Raw genomic sequence first — 19,269 nt, forward strand, 5'->3', positions numbered from 1 at the left:
AGATATTGATTTTAGTCAATCCTGAGGCTTATGTATCAGCTCTTTTACGGGTGAACTTCCGGTTGTGACTGCTTTAGGTTCTCGCTCGTTCCCGGGCTTGGGTAGAATCAATTCTTTTCCCCGATGAAGGAAGGCTAATGGCTCAGCCCTACAGTGCGCGCAGCCGCGCTATCGAACCTTTCCATGTCATGGCATTGCTGGCGCGCGCCAATGAATTACAAGCGGCCGGGCACGACGTGATTCACCTGGAAATCGGCGAACCGGATTTCACCACCGCCGAGCCGATCATCAAGGCCGGCCAGGCGGCGCTGACGGCGGGGAAAACCCGTTACACCGCGGCTCGTGGCATTCCAGAGCTGCGAGAAGCCATTTCGGGCTTCTACGAGCAACGTTACGGGTTGAACATCGACCCACAGCGCATCCTGATCACACCGGGCGGTTCTGGCGCGTTACTGCTGGCCAGCGCCTTGCTGGTCGATCCCGGTAAACACTGGCTGCTGGCCGACCCGGGTTACCCGTGCAACCGGCATTTCCTGCGGCTGGTGGAAGGTGCGGCGCAACTGGTGCCGGTCGGCCCGGACGTGCGCTATCAGCTGACGCCAGGCCTGGTCGAGCGTTACTGGGACCACGACAGCGTTGGCGCACTGGTCGCTTCACCGGCCAACCCGACCGGGACTATCCTGACCCGCGATGAGCTGGCCGGGCTGTCTGCCGCCATCAAACAGCGCCACGGCCATTTGGTGGTGGACGAGATCTATCACGGCCTGACCTACGGCACCGACGCTGCCAGTGTGCTGGAAGTCGATGACAGCGCTTTTGTGCTGAACAGTTTCTCCAAGTATTTCGGCATGACCGGCTGGCGCCTTGGTTGGCTGGTCGCTCCGGAGGCTGCGGTCGGCGAGTTGGAAAAACTTGCGCAGAACCTTTACATCAGCGCGCCGAGCATGGCCCAGCACGCAGCGCTGGCCTGCTTCGAGCCGGACACCATCAGCATTCTCGAAGAGCGCCGGGCCGAGTTCGGGCGCCGACGTGACTTCCTGTTGCCAGCCTTGCGCGAGTTGGGTTTCGGGATCGCTGTGGAGCCGGAAGGCGCCTTCTATCTGTATGCCGACATCAGTGCCTTTGGCGGTGATGCGTTTGCCTTCTGCCGGCATTTTCTGGAAACCGAACACGTTGCCTTCACCCCGGGCCTGGATTTTGGTCGGTATCAGGCCGGTCATCACGTGCGGTTCGCCTACACCCAGAGCCTGCCGCGTTTGCAGGAAGCGGTTCAGCGGATTGCCCGTGGCCTGCGGAGTTGGCAAGGCTGATGCATTTCAATCCTCCTCTGGAAGAAGGTCGGCTGATTCGTCGTTACAAGCGTTTTCTCGCCGATATCGAAACCGTTGGCGGCGAGTTGCTGACCATCCACTGCCCCAACACCGGCTCGATGTTCAACTGCATGGTCGAAGGCGGGCAGGTCTGGTTCAGCCGCTCCAATGATCCGAAACGCAAGTTGCCCGGCACCTGGGAGATCAGTGAAACCCCGCAAGGGCGGCTGGCCTGCGTAAATACCGCGCGGGCCAATACCTTGATTGAAGAGGCGCTGCGTGGCGGTTTGATCAGCGAGCTCAATGGCTTTACCGGACTCAAGCGTGAAGTGCCGTATGGCCAGGAAAACAGCCGCATCGATTTCCGCCTTGATTACCCGAACGGCCCGGCCTTCGTCGAAGTTAAAAGCGTCACGTTGGGCTTCGACGGCTCAGCGGTCGCGGCATTTCCGGACGCGGTGACTCAGCGCGGTGCCAAGCACTTGCGCGAGCTGGCGTGCCTGGCGCGGGACGGTATTCGTGCGGTGCAGTTGTATTGCGTCAATCTGACCGGCATTGACTCGGTGCGACCGGCCGAGGAGATCGATCCGGGTTACGCGGCCGCTTTGCGTGAGGCGAAAGCGGCCGGGGTTGAAGTGTTGGCGTACGGTGTGAGCCTGACCTCGCACGAGGTACGTGTTGACCGTCGACTGGAGGTGTTGCTCGACGCCTAAAGTTGAACCCAGATGCCCTGGCTGTCTTCGCAGCATGCCAGGGCACTGAGGGACTGCCCGGCACAGGGCCCGGCCACGCATTCACCGCTTTCGATCAGAAACAATGCACCGTGAGTGGCGCACTGGATCAGGCTGGCGCTGGGGTCGAGAAACTGGTCCGGCTGCCATTCCAGGCCGACACCGCGATGCGGGCAGCGATTTTCGTACACGTAGACCCGGCCTTCACGGCGCACGGCAAACAACTTCTGGCCGTCGATCTCGAAACCACGGCTGCTGGCATCGACCAGCTCGGCGCTGGAGCAAAGAAACTTCATGACTATCCTCAAGTGCCAAAGGCTCTGGCCTCTGGCGGTGATGCGTGCGCGCTCACTGGTTAGCAAATGTGTCTGCGCTTGACGTGCAAATGCAAACAATTATCAAATGGGTGTTTCGCCCGTGGCGGCTGCGTAGCTGACGACGCCTTGATCCTGCGGGAAAACTCCACAAAGGAAACCCTGTTATGCGCCTGAGTACCAGCGCTATTGCGCTCTGTGTCGGACTTTTGGTCAATCATGGGGCTCAAGCGACCGAATTGCCGCAACGCTGGGTCAGTGCCGGCGGGGCTTTGTCGGAGTGGGTGAGTGCGTTGGGTGGCGAGTCGAAACTGGTCGGCGTCGACAGCACCAGCCAGCATCCCGAATCGCTCAAGGCCTTGCCGAGTATCGGTTATCAGCGGCAATTGTCGGCAGAGGGCATCCTGAGTTTGCGTCCGCAGCTTCTCATTGGGACCGAAGAAATGGGCCCACCGCCGGTGTTGTCGCAGATTCGCGGTGCCGGGGTGCAGGTTGAGTTGTTCTCTGCACAACCCGACTTGCCAACCCTGCAAGGCAACTTGCAGCACCTGGGTAAATTGCTCGGTAGCGAGCCGCAGGCCACGGCGTTGTTCCAGAGTTATCAACAGCAACTTGAGCAGCAGAAAGCCTGGGTCAGCCAGGCTCAGGCCAAACAAAAAGCGCCGGGCGTGTTGCTGTTGCTGGGGCACGCTGGCGGCAAGCCGCTGATCGCCGGTAAGGACACCGCAGCCGATTGGCTGTTGCAACAGGCGGGTGGGCATAACCTGGCGACCCATACCGGTTACAAGCCTTTTTCCGTTGAGTCCCTCGCGGGTCTGACGCCAGACGTGCTGGTGTTTGCCGACCGGGCGCTGACCGGTAACGCCGCGCGTGCCGCGTTGTTCAAGGAAAACCCGATTCTTGCGTCGACGCCGGCGGCCAAGGCCGGACGGGTGTTCGAGCTGGACCCGACGCTGTTGGTTGGCGGCTTGGGGCCGCGCTTGCCGGAAAGCCTGGTAAAGCTGTCCGCCGGGTTCTATCCCGCTGAATCGGCCAAGGCAACCATCGCCCCATGAGTACTCTGGTCAAACCTCGTTCGTTGTTCATCGGGCTGAGCTTGCTGTGTTTGTTGGCGATCTGGTTGTCATTGGCCCTGGGCCCGGTCAGCTTGCCGCTGCTCGATACGTTGCGCGCCGCAATGCGGATGATCGGTCTGCCGGTTCCTGCCGAGGGATTGGAGCAGGCTGAACTGATCCTCGGGCAGATTCGCTTGCCGCGTACTTTGCTCGGTCTGGCGGTGGGCGGGGTGCTGGCGTTGTCTGGCGTGGCGATGCAGGGTTTGTTCCGCAATCCGCTGGCCGATCCGGGGTTGGTCGGCGTTTCCAGTGGTGCAGCCTTGGGCGCGGCGATTGCGATTGTTGGCGGCGCGCTGTTTGGCGGTTTGCCTGAGGCGATCGGTCCTTACCTGTTATCGCTGTGTGCATTTCTGGGTGGGCTCGGGGTGACGGCGCTGGTTTACCGTCTTGGTCGGCGTAACGGCCAGACCAACGTGGCAACCATGTTGCTGGCAGGCATCGCCCTGACGGCGCTGGCCAGTTCGGCGGTGGGTTTGTTCACCTATCTGGCGGACGACGCGACCTTGCGTACGCTGACCTTCTGGAACCTGGGCAGCCTGAATGGCGCCAGCTATGCGCGACTCTGGCCATTGTTGCTGGTGAGCGCCGCGGTAGCGCTGTGGTTGCCGCGCCGGGCCAAGGCGTTGAATGCGTTGTTGCTCGGTGAGTCCGAGGCCAGTCATTTGGGGATCAACGTCGAAGGGCTCAAGCGCGAGCTGGTGTTCTGCACCGCGCTGGGCGTCGGTGCCGCTGTTGCGGCGGCAGGGATGATCGGTTTTGTCGGGCTGGTGGTGCCACATCTGGTGCGACTGTTGGCGGGACCCGATCATCGCGTGTTATTGCCGGCCTCAGTCCTGGCAGGCGCCAGCCTGTTGTTGTTTGCCGATCTGGTGGCGCGCTTGGCGTTGGCCCCGGCTGAATTGCCGATTGGCATCGTTACGGCGTTTATCGGCGCACCGTTCTTTCTATATTTGCTGCTACGAGGTCGCGCCTGATGCTGCGAGTGGAAAACCTGCAGATCTGCCGCGGCAAGAAAATCGTCCTGGCCGATATCGATCTTGAGCTCAAGCCGGGCGAAGTCCTCGGAGTGCTGGGCCCCAACGGCGCGGGCAAAAGTACCTTGCTCGGCGCGTTATGCGGCGAGTTACGTCCTGATCATGGTCGTGTCTGGCTCGATCAGCGCGAGCTAAGCCAATGGGATGGTGCACAACGGGCGCAACGCCTGGCGGTATTGCCTCAGACCTCGACCCTGGATTTTGCGTTCCGCGTCGAGGAAGTGGTCGGCATGGGCCGTTTACCGCATCAAACAGGCCGGGTGCGCGATGACGAGATTGTCGCCGCTGCCTTGCAGGCCGCCGATGTCGGGCATTTGAGTGGTCGCAGTTACCTCGCCCTGTCCGGCGGTGAGCGCCAGCGTGTGCACCTGGCGCGGGTGCTGGCGCAGCTTTGGCCGGGGGAGGCTGGGCAAACCTTTCTGCTCGACGAGCCGACGTCGATGCTCGATCCGCTGCATCAGCACACCACCTTGCAGGCGATTCGTGAATTTGCTGATCGCGGAGCGGCGGTGCTGGTGATTCTGCATGACCTGAATCTGGCGGCGCGTTACTGTGATCGCATTCTGTTGCTCGAAAGTGGCCGTCCGCATGCATTGGACACACCGCAGCAGGTGCTGCGGCCGGAGCCGCTCAAAGCCGTGTTCGGGCTGGATGTGTTGGTGCAGCCGCACCCGGAGCGCGGGCATCCACTGATCATCGCCCGTTGAGGTGAGCTCATGCGTGGGATATTGATTCTGGCGCTGTTGTTACTGGTGTCATGCCAAAACATGGCACCCAGTGCCGTGGATCAACCGGCTGGGGTGATTCGCGATCTGCATAGCGGTCAGCGTCTGAGCGCGCAAGCGCTGGTCGAGCGGTTGGCCGGGGCGCCACGGCTGATCGTTGGCGAGCTGCATGACAATCCTGATCATCATCACGCACAGCTGTGGTTATTGCAGGCACTGTCCCAGCGCCGGACTCAGGGCAGCGTGCTGCTGGAAATGCTGACGCCGGACCAGCAGGCACGTGTCGATGAAATCCATGCGTTGGACACCGCTCGCTGGCCCGCCGATTTGCCGGCGGCGTTGGCCTGGCAATCGGGTTGGGACTGGAATCTGTATGGGCCGATTGTGCGCTTTGCCCTGGCTCAGCCCTATCCGTTATTGGCGGCGAATCTGGACTCGACTGACGTTCGGCGTATGTACAAGCAAGCACCGGCTGTAAGCGGAACCCGGTCGAATGCGCCAGCGGTCAGGAATGAGCTGCTGGCGCAAATCCGTGAGTCTCATTGCGGGTTGTTACCCGAAAGCCGGATGCCGGCCATGCTGGCGGTTCAGCAACAACGTGATCGGCAAATGGCCGAACAACTGCTGGCAGCGCCCGCGCCGGCATTGTTGTTTGCTGGCGCTTATCACGCACGGCTGGACATTGGCGTACCGCTGCATGTGCAGGATCTTGGTGAGCATTCGGCGCCCGTGGTGGTGATGCTGGCGGAGAAGGGAGCTGTGGTCTCGTCGGCATCGGCGGATTACGTCTGGTACACGGCCGTCCGACCCGTGCAGGACTATTGCGCGCAAATGCGTCAGTAACAAGCAGTCGGCATATCTCGCGAAGCACTTTTCGACAGGCAAAAAAAGACCCGGCAAGAGCCGGGTCAAATAACCGTGATTAGCCTGATGAGGAGATAATCTGAGAGTCCGAACCAATGGTCTTTCAGAAGATCAGCTGATCTCGCGATCAGTTGCGATAATCATAACGATTCTCATTTCTAAGTCAATCGCTGTTTTCCGAGTTCTATGCTCTTTTGCTAAACACTTGTTTGGATCGCCTGTAAATGCTGGGCTTTAGACCTTGTGACGTGACGAAATGGCTTCAAGCTGTTTATTGAGTGCTTCCTTGCGATCGGCGGGGATATCGTTCCAGTGCACATCCATCAGCGCCCCCTCAATCGCATACAACAACACCTTCGAGGCGCGAAACCCGCGAGTGCGTACCGCACGATAAGCATCTACCGCGCCCAGGCGGCGCAAGTCCGAGGCGCTGTGGATGCCCACGGCATGCAGCCATTGCGCCGATGTCTTGCCAAGGTTTTTCAGGTGTTGCAGTTCATCATTCATCAAGCCTCCTTGCGACAGCCGAAGAGTGCGTGGGCAAGCCTCACAGGAGTGTAGCGGTCAGTAGGAAAAGCGTGGTTGTTTGGTCAGTTTGAACGCAAAAGCTTCTAAGGCGTTCTACCAGATAGTTCTGGAAAGGGCGGTAGCGGCGGCAGGAAAGGACTTGGGAGCAGTCCGGCGCGTAGCGGGGGCGCCGGACTTCAGGTGACGGCAGGTGTTAGCGGGTGCGGTAGCGCAGACGAGTGCCGAAATTCATCGACATGAGAATTTCGTCAGCGCTCAGCTCGGAGGGAAAGTAAGCGCCGGAGATTTGTGCGTGGGCCAGGCTCGCGCCTTCGAGGGAAGCATCACGAAAATCAATGCCGCGCAGGTCGGCAGAGCGGAAATAGGCATCGCTGAAATCAATACCTTCGGCGTTCAGCTCGCGCAGGTCGAGGCCACGAAAGTCGCCGCCCACCATATCGATAGGCCCGGACTTGGGCCTTTCGCGATTGAAGCCTTCGATGTCGTCTTTGTGCAGCAGGGCATATAGCGGGGTGTCGAGAATTTTCGGCTGGCTCATGGTGTCACCTGTTGGTTTTATGACGCCATTATAGTGCCACTATTTTGCAGGCGTGAAGCCGGTTAGGGCTTCGCGCCTGAATTTAGTTTCTTACAGCCCCGGCAGACGCTGGCGAATCTGCGCGACCACGGTGTCGAGGGTCCCGCTTTCATTGGTCTGAACGCGTTTGCTGCAGAGAATCTCTGCCGGAGTCAGCGGCTCACGGCTGGCTTGTTGAGCTGCGATAACAGCCAGATTGGCGTCAGATGGATCGTTTTTGTCTGCCTGACGCTGTGCGAGCCAGCTCTCGATCACGGCTTGTGGTGCGTTGCAATCGAGGATCAGGAATGGCGCGCCGGTCGCTTCGGCGATTTTTGCCGCGTTATCGCGTTGTTCACGCTTGAGGTAAGTCGCGTCAATGACCACCGGGAAACCGGCGCGCAGAATCACGCCAGCGATTTCATGCAGGCGGGAATAGGTGCTGGCACTGGCGTCGGCGCTGTAGATACCGGCTTGCAGGTCGTTCGGTACGTGCTGTTCGCCGAACAGGCGCTTGCGCTCGACGTCGGAGCGCAGGCGAATCGCGCCCAGTGCTTCTACCAGGCGCATGGCTACGTGGCTTTTACCTACGGCAGAAACACCGTGGGTGATCGCCATGAAGCGCGATGGAATGGTGCTGTAACTTTCCGCCAGGTTGGCGTAGTTGCGGTACTGGCGCAGGGTGGTGGCGCGCTGCACCGGATCGGCCTCGGCGGGCATGCTGAACAGGGCGACCTTGGCGCGAACCAGTGCGCGGTAGGCTTTATAGAAGTTCAGCAGTTCAAGGCCCTGATAGTCGCCGGTCAGCTCCAGGTATTGGCTCATGAAGCGCCGAGCCAGGCTTTTCAGGCCACGGTCTTCAAGGTCCATCGCCAGGAAACCGGTGTCGGCATAGACGTCGGTGAAGCGGAACGGCTCGTTGAATTCGATGCAGTCGAAAATCACCACGTTGCCGTCGATCACGGTGACGTTGCCCAAATGGATATCACCGTGGCATTCGCGGATGAAACCTTCGGCCTTACGTTGTACCAGCAGTGGTTTCAGGCGTTCGAAACTGCTTTCGGCCCAGGCTTGCAGGGCGTCGAGTTGCAGCAGGTCGGCTTTTTCGCTGAGGAACGGGCGGATTTGTTCGAAGTTCTGCCGCACCGGTGCCATGACGCTTTCAGGCGTACCGGCTTCATGAGCTGCCGGAACCTTCGGGGTGCTCAGGTGGAACCGGGCGATCTGCGTGGCCATCTCGTCGATGTGCGCAGTCGTCAGTTCGCCATTGGCCTGCAGGTTACTGAGCAACTGGCATTGCGGGAACTGGCGCATTTTCAGCGCGTAATCGAGCACTGGACCGGTGCCGCCCAATTGCGGCGCTTCAATGCTGCCGGTGATCGGCAGCACTTCAAGGTACAAATCGTTGGTCAGACGCTGGTTAAGGCGCAGTTCTTCGCTGCAGAAATGTTCGCGTGACTCGAGACTGGTGAAATCGAGGAAGCCGAAATTGACCGGCTTCTTCACTTTATAAGCATAGGGGCCAGTGAGCAGCACCCATGAGATGTGCGTCTCGATGACCTGGAATCCCTCTACAGGATGCGGGTAGAGGGCCGGGTTTTGCAGGGCAGCGATCAAGGACTGGCTCACAGGTGATCCTTCAGAGTCTGGAAAAATTCAAGGGCAACATTATGGCGGCTAGCCGGGTTAACGCAAACCTCGCTGGGCTCATGTTGATCGGGAATAAAGTGCGTATAATCCGCCGCCATGACTCGTACCCGATCCCCTCGTACCCCTAAAAAACCTCCTTCTAGCGGCCTGCGCCCCTGGTTAGGCTGGGCGCTCAAGCTCAGTCTGGTCGGCCTCGTAGTGCTGGCAGGCTTCGCGGTTTACCTTGATGCCGTGGTCCAGGAGAAGTTCTCCGGCAAGCGCTGGACCATTCCGGCCAAGGTTTATGCGCGCCCGCTCGAACTGTTCGTCGGACAGAAACTGAGCAAGGATGACTTTCTCACCGAGCTCGATGCCTTGGGTTATCGCCGCGAAAGTGTGGCCAATGGACCTGGCGCGGCATCGGTCAACGGCAATACCGTCGATTTGAACACCCGTGGGTTCCAGTTCTATGAGGGCCTGGAGCAGGCTCAACCGGTACGTGTGCGCTTCTCGGGCGATTACGTCGCCGAGCTGTCGTCGACCAACGGTTCAAAACTGTCGGTGGTGCGCCTCGAGCCGCTGTTGATCGGTGGCCTTTACCCGAAAAACCTCGAAGACCGCATCCTGATCAAGATCGATCAAGTGCCACCGTATCTGCTCGATACGCTGGTGGCGGTGGAAGACCGTGACTTCTATCACCACTTCGGTGTGTCGCCAAAATCGATCATGCGGGCTGTTTGGGTCAACACGTCGGCCGGGCAAATGCGTCAGGGCGGTAGTACGTTGACGCAGCAACTGGTCAAGAACTTCTACCTGACCAACGAGCGCAGCCTGAGCCGTAAGCTGACCGAAGCGATGATGGCGATGCTGCTTGAGTTGCACTACAAAAAGCCGGACATTCTTGAGGCTTACCTCAATGAAGTGTTCATCGGTCAGGACGGTCAGCGCGCCGTGCACGGTTTTGGTCTGGCCAGTCAGTTCTTCTTCAGCCAGCCGCTGTCCGAACTCAAGTTGCATCAAGTCGCGTTGCTGGTAGGTATGGTCAAAGGGCCGTCCTATTACAACCCGCGTCGCTATCCGGAGCGCGCGCTTGAGCGACGCAATCTGGTACTCGATCTGCTGGAACAGCAAGGTGTCGCTACTGCCGAGCAAGTCGCTGCGGCGAAGAAAATGCCGCTGGGTGTGACCAAGCGCGGCAGTCTGGCCGACAGTTCGTTCCCGGGCTTCCTCGATCTGGTCAAGCGTCAGCTGCGCGAAGACTACCGCGACGAAGACTTGACCGAAGAAGGTCTGCGGATCTTCACCAGTTTCGATCCGATCCTGCAGATGAAGGCCGAAGCCTCGGTCAACGATACCTTCAAGCGCCTTGCCGGTCGCAAAGGTTCGGATGACGTTGAAGCGGCGATGGTCGTGACCAATCCTGAAACCGGTGAAGTCCAGGCGATGATCGGTAGTCGCCAGGCCAGCTTCGCCGGCTTCAACCGGGCGCTGGATGCCGTGCGGCCAATCGGTTCCCTGATCAAGCCGGCGGTATACCTGACCGCGCTTGAAAAGCCGAGCCAGTACACCTTGACCAGTTGGCTGTCTGATGAGTCCTTCTCGGTCAAAGGCGCAGATGGTCAGGTCTGGAAACCGCAGAACTATGATCGTCGCTCCCACGGTACGGTTTTCCTGTACCAGGGGCTGGCACACTCCTACAACCTGTCGACTGCGCGTCTGGGCTTGGAAGTCGGTGTGCCGAACGTCCTGAAAACCCTTGGGCGTCTGGGCATCACTCGCGAGTTTCCGGCCTTCCCGTCGATGTTGCTGGGAGCGGGTGGCATGACGCCGATTGAAGTGGCAACCATGTACCAGACGCTGGCCAACGGTGGTTTCAACACGCCGATGCGCGGGATTCGCAGCGTACTGACCGCCGAAGGTCAGCCGCTCAAGCGTTATCCGTTCCAGATTCAGCAGCGTTTCGATCCGGCTTCTATCTACCTGATCCAGAGCGCCATGCAGCGCGTGATGCGTGAAGGTACCGGTAGCTCGGTTTACAACGTGCTGCCCAAGACGCTGACGCTGGCGGGTAAAACCGGTACCAGTAACGACTCGCGAGACAGCTGGTTCGCCGGTTTCAGCCAGGATCTGCTGGCAGTGGTCTGGCTGGGGCGCGATGACAACGGCAAGACGCCGTTCACCGGTGCCACGGGCGCGCTGCAAGTCTGGACCAGTTTCATGCGCAAGGCCGACCCGTTGCCGCTGGATATGCCGCAGCCGGATAATATCGTTCAAGCCTGGGTCGATTCGCGCACCGGGCAGGGTTCTGAAGCCAGCTGCCCAGGCGCGGTGCAGATGCCGTATATTCGCGGCAGCGAACCGCCTCCTGGCGCTGCGTGCGGTGGTTCAGGCCCCGCGTCAGGCGAATCGGTGATGGATTGGGTCAAGGGCTGGATGAATTAAGCAAAGAGGGATTCAAGTGAACAAGTGGTTTATTCCAGCGGTTACGGTGACAGCCCTGGCTTTGCTCAGCGGTTGCTCCAATGTGCAGCACGGCTCGATTCCAGTGGTCGACTCCGGTACGGCCGTGTCCAACAGTGAGCGGATTTCTGCCAATGGCGGTTTCCGTAAAAGCACCGTGAAACGGCCGGCACAAGCCCAGACTCAGGCGATCCCGCAGGGTGACACTGGCGTGGTGGTAATGATCCCGGGCGGTGGCGCGACGACGTCGACGCCAATCAGCACGCAGCCGATCAGTCCTGGCCCGACCAGTTCCGGTCCGATTACTCCGGGGACGTATGACAGCGGACCGATGCAGTCGGCACCAATCAATCAGGGTAACTACAGCATGCCATCGACGCCGAGCGGGATTCCTCCTGCGAGCAGCGGCGGCGGATTGTCTGCCGACGAGCAGCTTGACGGTCCGGTACTGGCCTTGCTGACCACCGCACAGCAGCAACAGGCGAGCGGCGATCTCAATGGTGCGTCTTCCAGCCTCGAGCGTGCTCAACGGGTTGCTCCGCGTGAGCCGCAAGTGCTTTATCGTCTGGCGCAGGTGCGCTTGGCCCAAGGTGATGCAGCGCAAGCCGAGCAGTTCGCTCGCCGCGGTTTGACGTTTGCCAATGGGCGTCCGGATCTGCAGGCGAGCCTGTGGGAACTGATCGCCCAGGCGCGTGAGAAACAGGGCGACTCCGCAGGCGCGGCGCAGGCTCGTCAAAAGGCCAAGGTTTCGCTCTGATGGATGTCCGTTTTCCGAAGATCGCCGAACAGCTGCTGCTGATCGAGCGTGAGTTGCGTCTTCAGGGCTGGTGGGACGAGGTTCCGCCAAGCGCTGAAGCGCTGGCCAGCGTCGAGCCATTTTCCGTCGATATGCTGGATTTCGAGCAGTGGCTGCAATGGATCTTCCTGCCGCGCATGAAGATCATCCTTGAGAACAACCTGCCGCTGCCGAACGCCTCGGGCATTCAGGAAATGGCCGAGATGGTCTTTGCTGCGCGTAATGTCCAGGGCAAGGATCGGCGGTTGCAAGCCTTGCTCAAAGAGTTCGATCAGCTCATCACGGCCTCCCGCTAAGCCGGAAACTGCCAGTGCCTGACTACTGGCAGTTATCCTTGATCTGTTTTTGTGTTTCGGTGGTGCGTTCCTGACGCTGTTGGTCTGTCAGGCGACGCATCTCACCGTCGACTTCCTCACGTAACCTCGGATTGTTCTGCAGTTGAGCCAGGTTCGTTCGTGCCTGTTCGCAGAACGTCTTGAGCTGGGCTTGCTGCTCTGCGACCTGCTTTTTCACTGTGCTATCGATGGCCTGTTGATCGCCTGTCGCGCTGTTGCGCGGCGGGGTGGTCGGTTTGCCAGCGGGCAGGGCGGGTTTCACTACGGTGGTGGCTTCCTGCCCTTGAGGCGGCTGTGCATCGAAATGGGTAACGCCCTGGCCATCAATCCATGTGTAGATCGGACTGGCCATGCACAAAGGGCTCAGGCCAATCAGCAGACTGGCCGTGAAGATCAACGTTCGCATGCCGTTTCCTTGTCGTGGGTTGCGCAATTGAAGCTAACACACCTGCTGTTTATAGGTTTTTTCTTGCGTTCTCATGCGCTTAGTTCGAATAAAGCACATTGACGGCTTGACTTGCAGAGGGCGAAACAGAAGAATCCAAAGTCCGCTGTAGAGGGACTGCCAGAAGCAGGCCCGCTCGGCAGATCATGAGGCGCACATCCGCGCCGACCTGTTACACCCGCAACGCGTTACCTCGCGCTGGGTGGGAAAGCCCCGCAACACTTGGGACGATCCCAATACTTGCTCAGTCAGTGCTGACGTAGTCGGCGACCACCGTCGCTCATGCTCTGCCGAGAAGTAAACCTATTAAGACCCGTCCCCTTATGTGGGCGGTATTCTGGCGTTTTAGAGGTGAACAACGTGGAGCTTTTATCTGGCGGTGAGATGCTCGTCCGCTTTTTGCGTGACGAAGGCGTCAAATATATCTACGGGTACCCGGGTGGTGCTCTCCTTCATGTATACGATGCCCTGTTCAAAGAACCGGAAGTGACCCACATCCTGGTTCGTCACGAACAGGCTGCGACCCATATGGCTGACGGCTATGCCCGTGCTACCGGTAAAGCCGGCGTAGTACTGGTGACCTCCGGGCCGGGCGCAACCAACGCCATCACCGGTATTGCCACGGCCTACATGGACTCCATTCCGATGGTGATCATTTCCGGCCAGGTGCCTAGCACCATGGTAGGCACCGATGCGTTCCAGGAAACCGACATGATCGGTATCTCCCGGCCGATCGTGAAACATAGCTTCATGATCAAGCACGCGTCGGAAATCCCGGAAGTCATGAAGAAAGCGTTCTACCTGGCGCAATCCGGTCGTCCCGGTCCTGTCGTTGTCGATATCCCGAAAGACATGACCAACCCGGCCGAAAAATTCGAATACGTCTTCCCGAAAAAAGCCAAGCTGCGTTCCTACAGCCCGGCGGTTCGTGGTCACTCCGGGCAAATCCGCAAGGCAGCAGAAATGCTTCTGGCGGCCAAGCGTCCCGTGCTGTACTCGGGCGGCGGCGTGATCCTCGGCGGTGGCTCCGCGCCGCTGACCGAACTGGCGCAAATGCTCAACTTGCCAGTGACCAATACCCTGATGGGCCTGGGTGGCTACCCTGGCACCGACCGTCAGTTCATCGGCATGCTCGGCATGCACGGTAGCTACACCGCCAACCTGGCCATGCACCATGCTGACGTGATTCTCGCTGTCGGCGCGCGTTTCGATGACCGCGTGATCAACGGCCCGGCCAAGTTCTGTCCGAACGCCAAGATCATTCACATCGACATCGATCCGGCTTCGATTTCCAAGACCATCAAGGCAGACGTGCCTATCGTTGGCCCGGTTGAGAGCGTCCTGACCGAAATGGTCGCGATCCTCAAGGAAATCGGCGAGACCCCGAACAAGGAGTCTGTTGCCAGCTGGTGGAAGCAAGTTGACGAGTGGCGCGGTGATCGTGGTCTGTTCCCGTATGAAAAGGGCGACGGTAGCGTTATCAAGCCGCAAACCGTGATCGAAACCCTCTGCGAAGTGACCAAGGGCGATGCCTTTGTGACCTCCGACGTGGGTCAGCACCAAATGTTCGCGGCGCAGTACTACAAGTTCAATAAGCCGAACCGCTGGATCAACTCCGGTGGCCTGGGCACCATGGGCTTCGGTTTCCCTGCGGCGATGGGCATCAAGTTGAGCTTCCCGGATGCCGACGTCGCCTGCGTGACGGGCGAGGGTAGTATCCAGATGAACATTCAGGAACTTTCCACCTGCCTGCAATACGGTTTGCCGGTAAAAATCGTCATCCTGAACAACGGTGTTCTGGGTATGGTTCGCCAGTGGCAGGACATGAGTTACGGCAGCCGTCACTCGCACTCCTACATGGAATCGCTGCCTGACTTCGTCAAGCTGGCAGAGGCCTATGGTCACGTCGGCGTGCGCATCACCGACTCGAAGGATTTGAAGTCGAAGATGGAGGAAGCGTTCGCCATGAAAGATCGCTTGGTGGTGCTCGATATTTCGGTCGACACCAGCGAGCACGTCTATCCGATGCAGATCAAAGACGGCTCCATGCGCGATATGTGGCTGAGCAAGACGGAGCGTACGTAATCATGCGGCATATTATTTCCTTGCTTCTGGAAAACGAACCGGGCGCTCTGTCTCGTGTAGTCGGCCTGTTCTCGCAGCGCAACTACAACATCGAGAGCCTGACTGTGGCACCTACCGAAGACCCGACCCTGTCGCGTCTGACGCTGACCACTGTTGGCCACGATGAAATCATCGAGCAGATCACCAAGAACCTGAACAAGCTGATCGAAGTGGTCAAGCTGGTCGACCTGTCGGAAAGCGCTCACATCGAGCGCGAACTGATGCTGGTCAAGGTCAAGGCCACCGGCGCCCAGCGCGCCGAGATCAAACGCACTACCGATATTTATCGTGGACAGATCGTCGATGTCAGTGCCAGCGTGTATACCGTTCAATTGACCGGTACCAGCGATAAGCTCGACAGTTTCATTCAGTCGATCGGCACTGCCTCGATTCTGGAAACCGTACGCAGTGGCGTCACCGGGATTGCCCGTGGCGACAAAGTACTCAGCATCTAAACCAAATTAGCGAATGGCCTGAACGGCCTGGATATATAGGGGAAATTCATGAAAGTTTTCTACGATAAAGACTGTGACCTGTCGATCATCCAGGGCAAGAAAGTTGCCATCATCGGTTACGGTTCCCAGGGCCACGCTCAAGCGTGCAACCTGAAAGACTCCGGCGTTGACGTTACTGTCGGTCTGCGTAAAGGTTCGGCCACTGTTGCCAAAGCCGAAGCTCACGGCCTGAAAGTGACTGACGTTGCTTCTGCTGTTGCCGCTGCCGACCTGGTCATGATCCTGACCCCGGACGAGTTCCAGTCTGCCCTGTACAAGAACGAAATCGAGCCGAACATCAAGAAAGGCGCCACCCTGGCCTTCTCCCACGGCTTCGCGATCCACTACAACCAGGTTGTGCCGCGCGCTGACCTCGACGTGATCATGATCGCGCCGAAGGCTCCGGGCCACACCGTGCGTTCCGAGTTCGTAAAAGGCGGCGGTATCCCTGACCTGATCGCTATCTATCAGGATGCTTCCGGCAACGCCAAAAACGTAGCACTGTCCTACGCTGCCGGCGTTGGCGGTGGCCGTACCGGCATCATCGAAACCACCTTCAAGGACGAGACCGAAACCGACCTGTTCGGCGAGCAAGCCGTTCTGTGCGGCGGTACCGTTGAACTGGTCAAAGCCGGTTTCGAAACCCTGGTTGAAGCTGGCTACGCGCCAGAAATGGCCTACTTCGAATGCCTGCACGAACTGAAGCTGATCGTTGACCTCATGTACGAAGGCGGTATCGCCAACATGAACTACTCGATCTCCAACAACGCCGAGTACGGCGAGTACGTTACCGGCCCTGAAGTCATCAACGCTGAATCCCGTCAGGCTATGCGTAATGCCCTGAAACGTATTCAGGACGGCGAATACGCCAAGATGTTCATCAGCGAAGGTGCTACCGGCTATCCTTCGATGACCGCCAAGCGTCGTAACAACGCTGCACACGGCATCGAGATCATCGGCGAGCAACTGCGCTCGATGATGCCGTGGATCGGCGCCAACAAAATCGTCGACAAAGCCAAAAACTAAGTCACGAGCTTGTACAGAAAACGCGGCTTAGGCCGCGTTTTTTCGTTTGAGTGGTCGGTTCTGGTATAAAGCTGCATCGTTTGCGGCCGAACCGTTGTCGCAGACACCTGTCGAAACTTTCCACACCGTTGCAAGGTAATGTCCATGAGCGAACGTCCCGAAGAGCCAAACCAGGCCTCTGACGCCGAAAGCCTGCTACCCATCGATGAGCATGTCGAAGAAGGGCATGACGCTGAAGGCCGTAAAGTCCGGCATCGTGGTATCTATCTTCTGCCGAATCTGTTCACCACTGCGAACCTGTTCGCAGGGTTCTATTCCATCATCAACTCGATGAGTGCCCAGAGCGCCTTGAGTGCCGGTGATGCTGCAAGCGCGAGCAAGTACTTTGCTTTTGCGGCGATCGCGATTTTTGTCGCCATGGTCCTCGACGGCCTCGATGGCCGCGTTGCCCGCATGACCAATACCCAAAGCGCCTTCGGTGCCGAGTACGACTCGCTGTCGGACATGGTTGCCTTCGGTGTTGCGCCGGCGTTGCTGGCATTCGGCTGGGCACTGGGGGATATGGGCAAGGTTGGCTGGATGGTTGCCTTCATCTATGTCGCAGGCGCGGCATTGCGTCTGGCGCGCTTCAATACCCAGGTCGGCACTGCAGACAAGCGCTACTTCATCGGTCTGGCCAGTCCGGCTGCGGCAGGTGTGGTTGCAGGTATTGTCTGGGCATTCAGCGATTATGGGATTCAGGGCTCCAAGATGTCCTTCCTGGTTGCGCTGATGGTTGCAGCCGCCGGGATGTTGATGGTGAGCAACATCAAGTACAACAGCTTCAAGGAACTGGACCTGAAAGGTCGCGTACCTTTCGTGGCGATCCTGGCGGTGGTGCTGGTGTTTGCAGTGGTCTTCAGCGATCCGCCACGCATTCTGCTGCTGGTTTTTCTCGCCTATGCAGCTTCTGGCCCGGTGCAGTACCTGTTGCATCTTCGTCGGCACAAAAACGCCGAGTGATGTAATTTCCCCCATACTCCGCAGTCTATTGGTGCATCTGTCCTCCAATTCTGCGGAGTTGCCATGTTATTCAAGTTTCCCAAGTCGTCCGACTCTCATGAGTCGGACGTCACGCCTGAGTCTCTCTATCTCTCTCGTCGCAGTGTGCTTGGTGGGGCGATCGCCGGTATGGCGGTCAGCGGCCTGCCACGATGGGCCAGCGCTGACAGCGCGGCTCGGTACGCGGATGTCGAGTCGGGCAAGGCGCCTTCCTGGTTTTCCGAAAAGCTCCCTGCAACCAAATGGGAGGCGGTGACCGTCAAGGATGAGGCGATCACGCCGTTCAAGGACGCGACTCACTACAACAACTTCTATGAGTTCGGTACCGACAAGGGCGATCCAGCGCAAAATGCTGGCGCACTGAAAACCGAGCCGTGGTCTGTGGTTGTCGATGGCGAGGTGGGTAAGCCAGGGCGTTATGCGCTGGAGGACTTCATGAAGCCGTATCAGTTGGAGGAGCGCATCTATCGTCTGCGCTGTGTAGAAGCCTGGTCGATGGTGATTCCCTGGATCGGTTTTCCCATCTCGGCGTTACTTCGCCAGGTCGAGCCGACATCCAAAGCAAAGTACATTCGTTTTGAAACCTTGCAGGACCCCAAGACCATGCCTGGGCAGCGTTCTGGTTTCGCCTTGATCGACTGGCCTTATGTAGAAGGGCTACGTCTGGACGAGGCGATGAATCCGTTGGCGATTCTTGCCGTCGGCATGTACGGCCGCGAGCTGCCCAATCAGAATGGCGCGCCTTTACGCTTGGTGGTGCCGTGGAAGTACGGGTTCAAGAGCGTCAAATCCATCGTACGTATCAGTCTGGTCAGCGAGCAACCGAAAACCACTTGGCAGAGCATTGCATCCGATGAGTATGGCTTTTACGCGAACGTGAACCCTACGGTTGATCACCCGCGTTGGACTCAGGCCAGGGAGCGGCGCCTACCGAGCGGGTTGTTCAAGCCTAATGTGCGTGAGACGCAGATGTTCAATGGCTATGCAGATGAAGTCGCTTCTCTCTATACAGGCCTCGATTTGCGGAAGAATTACTGATGCGTTTTCCAGTGTGGCGCATTAGCGTCTTTATAGTTGCGGCGGTGTGGCCATTGCTCTGGCTGTATGAAGCCTGGAGTTTTGCCTTGGGACCGGATCCCGGAAAAGTGCTGGTGGATCGACTGGGGTTGGGGGCTCTGGTCCTGCTATTGGTCACCTTGAGCATGACGCCTGTACAAAAGCTGACAGGATGGGCAGGGTGGATTGCCATTCGGCGGCAGCTCGGGCTGTGGTGCTTCGCTTATGTTGTTCTGCATTTGAGTGGCTATCTGGTTTTCATTCTCGGTCTAGATTGGTCTCAGTTGGGGGTGGAGCTGAGCAAGCGGCCGTACATTATTTTCGGCAGTCTGGGATTTCTTGGTCTTCTGGCGCTGGCGGTTACATCCAATCGTTATAGTCAGCGACGATTGGGTGGCCGTTGGAAAAAGTTGCATCGCTTGGTCTATGTGATTCTTGGCCTTGGATTACTGCATATGCTTTGGATAGTTCGGGCGGATCTAAAGGAGTGGGCGATCTATGCATCTATAGGCGCACTGCTATTAATGCTGCGAGCACCCTCTGTAATGCGCCGAATCCCTCGTTTGATGACCAGAAATGCACCTTCTGCAACAAAAGCGTAATTAACCCTTGACGGCAGATTCTGGAAGTCTATAATTCGCCCCACTTCCGGCGCAGTCGAAACGGAAAACTCCTTGGTAAACAAA

20 protein-coding genes are annotated in these 19,269 nt (G+C 58.6%); 15 read left to right on the forward strand and 5 right to left on the reverse strand.

From position 1 onward, the window contains the following. The first annotated feature begins 137 nt into the window (after positions 1-137). Both AC3WK5_RS06595 and sfsA read left to right on the forward strand, forming a co-directional pair. On the forward strand, positions 138-1,310 hold the full coding sequence (locus AC3WK5_RS06595; protein WP_103320118.1) for a pyridoxal phosphate-dependent aminotransferase: 1,173 nt from the start codon (positions 138-140) through the stop codon (positions 1,308-1,310). After that, positions 1,310-2,023, forward strand: coding sequence for a DNA/RNA nuclease SfsA (sfsA, locus tag AC3WK5_RS06600; protein ID WP_103320116.1), 714 nt, complete (start codon positions 1,310-1,312; stop codon positions 2,021-2,023). The genes AC3WK5_RS06595 and sfsA overlap by 1 nt, the downstream gene beginning before the upstream one ends. On the opposite strand, the gene AC3WK5_RS06605 is transcribed toward sfsA, so the two are convergent. Further along, the gene (locus AC3WK5_RS06605) at positions 2,020-2,337 is read right to left on the reverse strand and encodes a Rieske (2Fe-2S) protein (protein WP_103320114.1); all 318 of its coding nucleotides are present in this window, start codon (positions 2,335-2,337) and stop codon (positions 2,020-2,022) included. The genes sfsA and AC3WK5_RS06605 overlap by 4 nt on opposite strands. Positions 2,338-2,522: 185 nt before the next feature. Between AC3WK5_RS06605 and AC3WK5_RS06610 the strand changes: the two genes are divergently transcribed. From AC3WK5_RS06610 to AC3WK5_RS06625, 4 genes are read left to right on the forward strand one after another with little or no spacing between them, the layout of a single operon-like run. Further along, positions 2,523-3,410, forward strand: a complete 888-nt coding sequence (locus AC3WK5_RS06610) for a heme/hemin ABC transporter substrate-binding protein (RefSeq protein WP_103320113.1) — start codon at positions 2,523-2,525, stop codon at positions 3,408-3,410. Between the two features lie 50 nt (positions 3,411-3,460). Continuing rightward, positions 3,461-4,444: a FecCD family ABC transporter permease gene (locus tag AC3WK5_RS06615; RefSeq protein ID WP_177474912.1), complete on the forward strand. Its 984-nt coding sequence runs from the start codon at positions 3,461-3,463 to the stop codon at positions 4,442-4,444. Further along, the gene (locus AC3WK5_RS06620; protein ID WP_103320109.1) at positions 4,444-5,211 is read left to right on the forward strand and encodes a heme ABC transporter ATP-binding protein; all 768 of its coding nucleotides are present in this window, start codon (positions 4,444-4,446) and stop codon (positions 5,209-5,211) included. Before AC3WK5_RS06615 ends, AC3WK5_RS06620 begins: the two co-directional genes overlap by 1 nt. Before the next feature lie 9 nt (positions 5,212-5,220). Further along, positions 5,221-6,072, forward strand: coding sequence for a ChaN family lipoprotein (locus tag AC3WK5_RS06625; protein WP_103320107.1), 852 nt, complete (start codon positions 5,221-5,223; stop codon positions 6,070-6,072). 255 nt (positions 6,073-6,327) lie between these two features. Here AC3WK5_RS06625 and AC3WK5_RS06630 read toward each other — a convergent pair whose 3' ends face one another. The 3 genes from AC3WK5_RS06630 to AC3WK5_RS06640 form a co-directional block, all read right to left on the reverse strand. Then, on the reverse strand, positions 6,328-6,600 hold the full coding sequence (locus AC3WK5_RS06630) for a TfoX/Sxy family protein (protein ID WP_019691679.1): 273 nt from the start codon (positions 6,598-6,600) through the stop codon (positions 6,328-6,330). A gap of 214 nt (positions 6,601-6,814) precedes the next feature. Then, positions 6,815-7,159, reverse strand: a complete 345-nt coding sequence (locus AC3WK5_RS06635; RefSeq protein WP_103320105.1) for a pentapeptide repeat-containing protein — start codon at positions 7,157-7,159, stop codon at positions 6,815-6,817. Between the two features lie 90 nt (positions 7,160-7,249). Then, positions 7,250-8,806: a bifunctional aminoglycoside phosphotransferase/ATP-binding protein gene (locus AC3WK5_RS06640; RefSeq protein WP_103320103.1), complete on the reverse strand. Its 1,557-nt coding sequence runs from the start codon at positions 8,804-8,806 to the stop codon at positions 7,250-7,252. 117 nt (positions 8,807-8,923) lie between these two features. Between AC3WK5_RS06640 and mrcB the strand changes: the two genes are divergently transcribed. From mrcB to AC3WK5_RS06655, 3 genes are read left to right on the forward strand one after another with little or no spacing between them, the layout of a single operon-like run. Next, positions 8,924-11,248, forward strand: coding sequence for a penicillin-binding protein 1B (gene mrcB / locus AC3WK5_RS06645; RefSeq protein WP_103320101.1), 2,325 nt, complete (start codon positions 8,924-8,926; stop codon positions 11,246-11,248). Between the two features lie 16 nt (positions 11,249-11,264). Next, complete coding sequence (locus tag AC3WK5_RS06650; RefSeq protein ID WP_054595574.1) at positions 11,265-12,023, forward strand: tetratricopeptide repeat protein; 759 nt, start codon at positions 11,265-11,267, stop codon at positions 12,021-12,023. Then, positions 12,023-12,358, forward strand: coding sequence for a YqcC family protein (locus tag AC3WK5_RS06655; protein ID WP_103320099.1), 336 nt, complete (start codon positions 12,023-12,025; stop codon positions 12,356-12,358). Before AC3WK5_RS06650 ends, AC3WK5_RS06655 begins: the two co-directional genes overlap by 1 nt. Before the next feature lie 22 nt (positions 12,359-12,380). On the opposite strand, the gene AC3WK5_RS06660 is transcribed toward AC3WK5_RS06655, so the two are convergent. Then, positions 12,381-12,803 (reverse strand): DUF4124 domain-containing protein, encoded by a 423-nt coding sequence (locus AC3WK5_RS06660; RefSeq protein ID WP_103320097.1) that lies wholly within the window; start codon positions 12,801-12,803, stop codon positions 12,381-12,383. Positions 12,804-13,202: 399 nt separating this feature from the next. Here AC3WK5_RS06660 and AC3WK5_RS06665 point away from each other — a divergent pair, with 399 nt between their 5' ends. From AC3WK5_RS06665 to msrQ, 6 genes are all read left to right on the forward strand, one after another. Beyond that, positions 13,203-14,927 carry an acetolactate synthase 3 large subunit gene (locus tag AC3WK5_RS06665; protein WP_103320126.1) on the forward strand — a complete coding sequence of 575 codons (1,725 nt, stop codon included), beginning with the start codon at positions 13,203-13,205 and terminating at the stop codon, positions 14,925-14,927. A gap of 2 nt (positions 14,928-14,929) precedes the next feature. After that, complete coding sequence (gene ilvN / locus AC3WK5_RS06670) at positions 14,930-15,421, forward strand: acetolactate synthase small subunit (protein ID WP_003205610.1); 492 nt, start codon at positions 14,930-14,932, stop codon at positions 15,419-15,421. A gap of 48 nt (positions 15,422-15,469) precedes the next feature. Further along, the gene (gene ilvC, locus AC3WK5_RS06675; protein ID WP_003185459.1) at positions 15,470-16,486 is read left to right on the forward strand and encodes a ketol-acid reductoisomerase; all 1,017 of its coding nucleotides are present in this window, start codon (positions 15,470-15,472) and stop codon (positions 16,484-16,486) included. Between the two features lie 144 nt (positions 16,487-16,630). Then, positions 16,631-17,488 carry a CDP-diacylglycerol--serine O-phosphatidyltransferase gene (gene pssA, locus AC3WK5_RS06680; protein ID WP_054595577.1) on the forward strand — a complete coding sequence of 286 codons (858 nt, stop codon included), beginning with the start codon at positions 16,631-16,633 and terminating at the stop codon, positions 17,486-17,488. A gap of 63 nt (positions 17,489-17,551) precedes the next feature. Further along, positions 17,552-18,565 carry a protein-methionine-sulfoxide reductase catalytic subunit MsrP gene (gene msrP / locus AC3WK5_RS06685; RefSeq protein ID WP_103320095.1) on the forward strand — a complete coding sequence of 338 codons (1,014 nt, stop codon included), beginning with the start codon at positions 17,552-17,554 and terminating at the stop codon, positions 18,563-18,565. Then, complete coding sequence (gene msrQ / locus AC3WK5_RS06690; protein ID WP_103320093.1) at positions 18,565-19,185, forward strand: protein-methionine-sulfoxide reductase heme-binding subunit MsrQ; 621 nt, start codon at positions 18,565-18,567, stop codon at positions 19,183-19,185. The genes msrP and msrQ overlap by 1 nt, the downstream gene beginning before the upstream one ends. The last annotated feature ends 84 nt before the right edge of the window (positions 19,186-19,269 follow it).

It is taken from the genome of Pseudomonas sp. FW306-02-D09B (assembly GCF_058782685.1).

Bases quoted from the DNA above. Each gene is read 5' to 3' on its own strand.
- msrQ (WP_103320093.1), top strand. From the start codon at position 18,565: ATGCGTTTTCCAGTGTGGCGCATTAGCGTCTTTATAGTTGCGGCGGTG.
- AC3WK5_RS06610 (WP_103320113.1), top strand. From the start codon at position 2,523: ATGCGCCTGAGTACCAGCGCTATTGCGCTCTGTGTCGGACTTTTGGTC.
- sfsA (WP_103320116.1), top strand. From the start codon at position 1,310: ATGCATTTCAATCCTCCTCTGGAAGAAGGTCGGCTGATTCGTCGTTAC.
- ilvN (WP_003205610.1), top strand. From the start codon at position 14,930: ATGCGGCATATTATTTCCTTGCTTCTGGAAAACGAACCGGGCGCTCTG.
- AC3WK5_RS06630 (WP_019691679.1), bottom strand. From the start codon at position 6,600: ATGAATGATGAACTGCAACACCTGAAAAACCTTGGCAAGACATCGGCG.
- AC3WK5_RS06625 (WP_103320107.1), top strand. From the start codon at position 5,221: ATGCGTGGGATATTGATTCTGGCGCTGTTGTTACTGGTGTCATGCCAA.
- msrP (WP_103320095.1), top strand. From the start codon at position 17,552: ATGTTATTCAAGTTTCCCAAGTCGTCCGACTCTCATGAGTCGGACGTC.
- AC3WK5_RS06620 (WP_103320109.1), top strand. From the start codon at position 4,444: ATGCTGCGAGTGGAAAACCTGCAGATCTGCCGCGGCAAGAAAATCGTC.
- AC3WK5_RS06655 (WP_103320099.1), top strand. From the start codon at position 12,023: ATGGATGTCCGTTTTCCGAAGATCGCCGAACAGCTGCTGCTGATCGAG.
- ilvC (WP_003185459.1), top strand. From the start codon at position 15,470: ATGAAAGTTTTCTACGATAAAGACTGTGACCTGTCGATCATCCAGGGC.
- AC3WK5_RS06635 (WP_103320105.1), bottom strand. From the start codon at position 7,159: ATGAGCCAGCCGAAAATTCTCGACACCCCGCTATATGCCCTGCTGCAC.
- AC3WK5_RS06605 (WP_103320114.1), bottom strand. From the start codon at position 2,337: ATGAAGTTTCTTTGCTCCAGCGCCGAGCTGGTCGATGCCAGCAGCCGT.
- AC3WK5_RS06660 (WP_103320097.1), bottom strand. From the start codon at position 12,803: ATGCGAACGTTGATCTTCACGGCCAGTCTGCTGATTGGCCTGAGCCCT.
- pssA (WP_054595577.1), top strand. From the start codon at position 16,631: ATGAGCGAACGTCCCGAAGAGCCAAACCAGGCCTCTGACGCCGAAAGC.
- mrcB (WP_103320101.1), top strand. From the start codon at position 8,924: ATGACTCGTACCCGATCCCCTCGTACCCCTAAAAAACCTCCTTCTAGC.
- AC3WK5_RS06595 (WP_103320118.1), top strand. From the start codon at position 138: ATGGCTCAGCCCTACAGTGCGCGCAGCCGCGCTATCGAACCTTTCCAT.